Source organism: Methylibium sp., assembly GCF_031393925.1.
GTDB lineage: Bacteria > Pseudomonadota > Gammaproteobacteria > Burkholderiales > Burkholderiaceae_C > Methylibium.
Window position 1 is genome coordinate 1 of record NZ_JANMWL010000097.1, and the last position, 4,219, is coordinate 4,219.

4 protein-coding genes and 2 pseudogenes are annotated in these 4,219 nt (G+C 68.5%); 4 read left to right on the forward strand and 2 right to left on the reverse strand.

The features are described from left to right. Both RMO12_RS05770 and RMO12_RS05775 read left to right on the forward strand, forming a co-directional pair. Window positions 1–503, forward strand: a pseudogene (locus RMO12_RS05770) (excinuclease ABC subunit UvrA); the annotation flags it as partial. Window positions 504–764: 261 nt separating this feature from the next. Next, window positions 765–1,370, forward strand: a complete 606-nt coding sequence (locus RMO12_RS05775; RefSeq protein ID WP_309625857.1) for a 2-hydroxychromene-2-carboxylate isomerase — start codon at window positions 765–767, stop codon at window positions 1,368–1,370. A 248-nt stretch (window positions 1,371–1,618) separates the two neighbouring features. Here RMO12_RS05775 and RMO12_RS05780 read toward each other — a convergent pair whose 3' ends face one another. Continuing rightward, complete coding sequence (locus RMO12_RS05780; RefSeq protein ID WP_309638556.1) at window positions 1,619–2,047, reverse strand: SWIB/MDM2 domain-containing protein; 429 nt, start codon at window positions 2,045–2,047, stop codon at window positions 1,619–1,621. 361 nt (window positions 2,048–2,408) lie between these two features. On the opposite strand from RMO12_RS05780, the gene RMO12_RS05785 reads away from it, so the two are divergent. Together RMO12_RS05785 and RMO12_RS05790 are read left to right on the forward strand one after the other, a co-directional pair. Next, window positions 2,409–2,837: an organic hydroperoxide resistance protein gene (locus tag RMO12_RS05785; protein WP_309625858.1), complete on the forward strand. Its 429-nt coding sequence runs from the start codon at window positions 2,409–2,411 to the stop codon at window positions 2,835–2,837. A gap of 129 nt (window positions 2,838–2,966) precedes the next feature. After that, window positions 2,967–3,323, forward strand: coding sequence for a phage holin family protein (locus RMO12_RS05790; RefSeq protein ID WP_309625859.1), 357 nt, complete (start codon window positions 2,967–2,969; stop codon window positions 3,321–3,323). A 24-nt stretch (window positions 3,324–3,347) separates the two neighbouring features. On the opposite strand, the pseudogene RMO12_RS05795 reads toward RMO12_RS05790, so the two are convergent. After that, window positions 3,348–4,219: pseudogene (locus RMO12_RS05795) on the reverse strand (hypothetical protein); the annotation flags it as partial.

Below are 4,219 nucleotides of genomic sequence, written 5' to 3' on the forward strand. Positions count from 1 at the left end.
TGGAGATCTTCTACAAGGGCAGGAACATCACCGAGGTGCTCGAGCTCACCGTGGAGGACGCCCACGCCTACTTCAGCGCCGTGCCGACCATCGCGCGCAAGCTGCAGACCTTGCTCGACGTGGGCCTGGGCTACATCACGCTCGGCCAGAGCGCCACCACGCTCTCGGGCGGCGAGGCGCAGCGCGTCAAGCTCGCGCTGGAGCTGAGCAAGCGCGACACCGGCCGCACGCTGTACATCCTGGACGAGCCCACCACCGGCCTGCACTTCGCCGACATCGACCTGCTGCTGGGCGTGCTGCACCAACTGCGCGACGCCGGCAACACGCTCGTCGTCATCGAGCACAACCTGGACGTGATCAAGACCGCCGACTGGCTGATCGACATGGGCCCCGAGGGCGGTGCCGGCGGCGGCGAGGTACTGGCGGTGGGCACGCCGGAGGAGGTCGCGGCCAACCCGGCGAGCCACACCGGGCGGTACCTGCGGCCGCTGCTGGCGAACTAGGAAGAAACGTTTTGCTGAAACAACAAGTCCTTGGCTTGCGGCCCGATGCGGTTTTTTGCTCCTTCCCCCGCTGGAGGAAGCTTGCGATGGGGACCAGCCGGGGCTGCACAAAGCCGGGGCGGCCGGCGGGAAGCGCAAAAGCGCCCCAGCGGCTTGCTGGCTAGACTTTGCCGACCGCGTGAACGGCGCTTGCTTACCGATCATCGGCACCTCCGCACGGCACCAGGTCGCGCGGACCCGCACCCCCCCGAGGAGACCCGCATGAGCCTGCAAATCGACTACTACCTGGCGCCGCAGTCGCCTTACACCTACCTCGGCCACCTGCGCTTCTGGGACATCGCGCGTGCCGCCGGCGCCAGCATCAAGGTGATGCCGGTCGACCTGGGCGGCAAGGTGTTCCCGGTGTCGGGCGGGCTGCCGCTGGGCAAGCGCGCGCCGCAGCGCCAGGCCTACCGGCTGCTGGAACTCAGGCGCTTCAGCGAGTGGCTGCATGTGCCGATGAACATCGAGCCCACGTACTTTCCGGTGCCGGCCGACGACGCGGCGCGGCTCATCATCGCGGTCGACCTGCACGACGGCACGCATGCCGCCATGTCGCTCACCGACAGCATCCTGCGCGCCGTGTGGGAGCAAGACCGCAACATCGCCGACGAGGCGGTGCTTGCCGCGCTGCTGGTCGAGCGGGAACTGCCGGCCAAACGCCTGGAAATGGCCCATTCGCAGACGGTGCAGGAGCGCTACGAGGCCGACTCGCAAGCCGCCGTCGAGGCCGGCGTGTTCGGCGCACCGAGCTACGTGGTCGAGGGCGAGATCTTCTGGGGCCAGGACCGGCTCGACTTCCTGGAGCGGCGGCTCAAGCGCGGCTAGAGGGGGCCTTCGGCAAGCAGCGCTCCTGCATTCGCTCCTTCCCCCGCTGGGGGAAGGCTGGGATGGGGGTCAGGGGGCCGGGCGACTGCGATCGACCCCCTCACCCCGGCCCTCTCCCGCGAGCGGGAGCGATGCCAGCGCTTGGTCTGCCCTTTTCTTCACGATACCGGGGGAGAGGACCGCGCCCGTTGCTCGCCCCAACAAAAAAGCCCGGCGAACCGGGCTTTGGAAGCGACTTCGAGGATCGTTCAGCGCAGGTGGCTGTTGATCATCTTGGTCATTTCGAACATGTCGGCACGCGCCTTGCCGAAGATTTCCTTCAGCTTCGCGTCCGCCACGATGACGCGCTTTTGCACCGCGTCCTGCAGCTTGTTCTTCTTGATGTATTCCCACACCTTCTTGGTCACGTCGGTGCGCGGCAGCGGCTTGTCGCCAACGATCGCGGCGAGCGCGGCGCTGGGGGTCATTGCCCTCATGAACGCCGCGTTGGGCGTGCGCTTCTTGGCCGGTGCTGCCGCCTTCTTGGCCGGTGCCGCCTTCTTGGCCGCGGGTGCTGCCTTCTTGGCCGGCGCCGCCTTCTTGGCCGGTGCTGCCGCCTTCTTGGCCGGGACGGCTTTTTGGGCCGGAGCCTTCTTTGCCGGCGCCTTCTTGGCGGCGGCTTTCTTCGCAGTTGCCATGTTGATCACTCCATCAAGAGTTGTTGATGTGCCGGGCTTCGGGCGAGTGCCGCATGAGCACTCGTTTCCTCGACGACCCTGCGGCGCGAATGGTACTGCGCAGGTATGAGATTGAGAAGCGGTTTGTCGATGGAAAACCGGCATTCGGCCCCGTCTGCGGCGCATTGTGTCGCTGCAGCGCGTCAGTTCGCGCTCGTGCTGCGTTATCGCGTGCAATTGTTTTGTGTACAATTTAATTGATCCCGCGTTGAAAATGACCGGCGCGGGGTTGTCGCGGCGCCCGAGACGGCCGTGACAATGATCCAGTTTCCCCGCCGCGACCCGCCCGGGCCGCACCCCACCCCCTTGAAAAGGAAGCCCCATGAACAAGATCGACAAAGTTCTCTACCGCGCCGAAGCCAGCGTCACCGGCGGCCGTGAAGGCCAGGCCGCATCGTCCGACGGCGTGCTCGACGTGAAGCTGACCACGCCCAAGGAGCTGGGCGGCAATGGCGCCGTCGGCACCAACCCCGAGCAGCTGTTCGCGGCGGGTTACGCGGCCTGTTTCATCGGCGCCATGAAGTTCGTCGCCGGCCAGCAAAAGATCACGCTTCCGGCCGACATCCAGGTCACCGGCAAGGTCGGCATCGGCCAGATTCCGCAGGGCTTCGGCATCGAGGTCGACCTGGCCGTCAGCGTGCCCGGTATGGCGCGCGCCGACGCCCAGGCGCTGGTCGAGGCGGCGCACGGCGTGTGTCCTTACTCGAACGCCACGCGCGGCAACATCGAAGTGCGCCTGAGCGTGGTCTGACGCCGGATCGTCGCGCGACGCGCGCGGCGTGTTCTATGCCAAGGGCGGCCCGCGGGCCGCCCTTTTTTCGGTGGCGCGCGGCCGGCCCCGAAGCCGCCTCCTTGCCGCACGGCAGTTATCCTTTGGCGCATGAAAACGCTCGCCCGCTGGACCTTGCTCGCCGCTGCCTTGTTGCTGGTGGCCCACCTCTACCCCGGCGTCACGGTGCAGAGCTTCGGCGCCGCGATGGTCGCAGCACTGGTGCTCGGCTTGCTCAACGCCATCGTGCGCCCGCTGCTGGTGCTGCTGACCTTGCCGGTGACGGTGCTGACCTTGGGCCTGTTCCTGTTCGTCATCAACGCGCTGATGTTCTATTGGGCCGCGCAGCTGCTGCCCGGCCTCGCCGTCAACGGCTTTGTCGCGGCGCTGATCGGCTCGTTGATCTACAGCCTGTGCGGCCTGGTGATCGACGCCGCGCTCGAGCAGCTGTTCAGGCGCCGCGCCTGACCCGCCGGCCCTGTCGGCTCAATTTCACGACTCGCCACGCTCCTCGGCCACGATCTGCTTGCGCTGGGCCTCCAGGTCGCGCAGGCGCGCCTCGACCACCGAGGCCTCGATCACGTCGCTGCCGGTGGCCGTGCGCGCCAGCCGCTGCACCGCCCGCAGGCGCTCGATGGCGCCCAGCACGTCGCCCAGCGCCGCGCGTGCTTCGGCCCCGGCACGCACCGAGCGCAGGCGCTGGCCGGAGCGCTCGAACAGTTGCGCCAGATGGCCCCAGGCCAGCGCGTCGGCCGGATGGAGCGCCACCCAGGTCTGCAGCCGTTCGCTGGAGCGCAGCGCCGCGTCGGCCGGGGCGCCAGCGAGCAGCGAGTGCTGCGCCTGTGCCATCAGCAGCGGCCGCGACGCGGCGGCACCGGGCGCGGCGAGCAGGGTTTGGAGCAGCTTGCCCGCGCGTGCCGCGTCGCCACGCTCGAGCAGGCCTTGCAACACCAGTTGGTCAAGCACGGCGAGCGCCGCCGGCTCGCCCTCGGCCAGCGGCCGTGCCGCGGCAAGCGCTGCGTCGGCGCGCGCGAAATCGCGGCGCAGCAGCGAGGCCAGCGCGCTGCCGTAAAGCGCGCCGAGCTTGTCGGCCGGCTCGGCGGTGGCCGTTTGGGCGCGCTCGGTGTCGAACTCCTGCACGCGCTGCAGGCTGCCTTCGCGCGGATCCATCAGCACGCGCGCGCGCGCACGCACCATGGCATAGAGCAGCGACCGGGCGCCGAGCGCGCTGGCCCCGGCCACGCCGAGCCGCGAGCGCGCCTCGCCGATGCGTTCGCTGGTCAACGGGTGGGTGCGCAAATAGGGGAAGTTCTGGCTGTCGTTCAGGCGTGACGCGAGTTGCAATTTCTCGAACATCGACGCCA

What these genes read in the sequence shown, in the direction of transcription:
- RMO12_RS05775 (WP_309625857.1), top strand. Translation starts at nt 765, where the DNA reads ATGAGCCTGCAAATCGACTACTACCTGGCGCCGCAGTCGCCTTACACC.
- RMO12_RS05780 (WP_309638556.1), bottom strand. Translation starts at nt 2,047, where the DNA reads ATGGCAACTGCGAAGAAAGCCGCCGCCAAGAAGGCGCCGGCAAAGAAG.
- RMO12_RS05785 (WP_309625858.1), top strand. Translation starts at nt 2,409, where the DNA reads ATGAACAAGATCGACAAAGTTCTCTACCGCGCCGAAGCCAGCGTCACC.
- RMO12_RS05790 (WP_309625859.1), top strand. Translation starts at nt 2,967, where the DNA reads ATGAAAACGCTCGCCCGCTGGACCTTGCTCGCCGCTGCCTTGTTGCTG.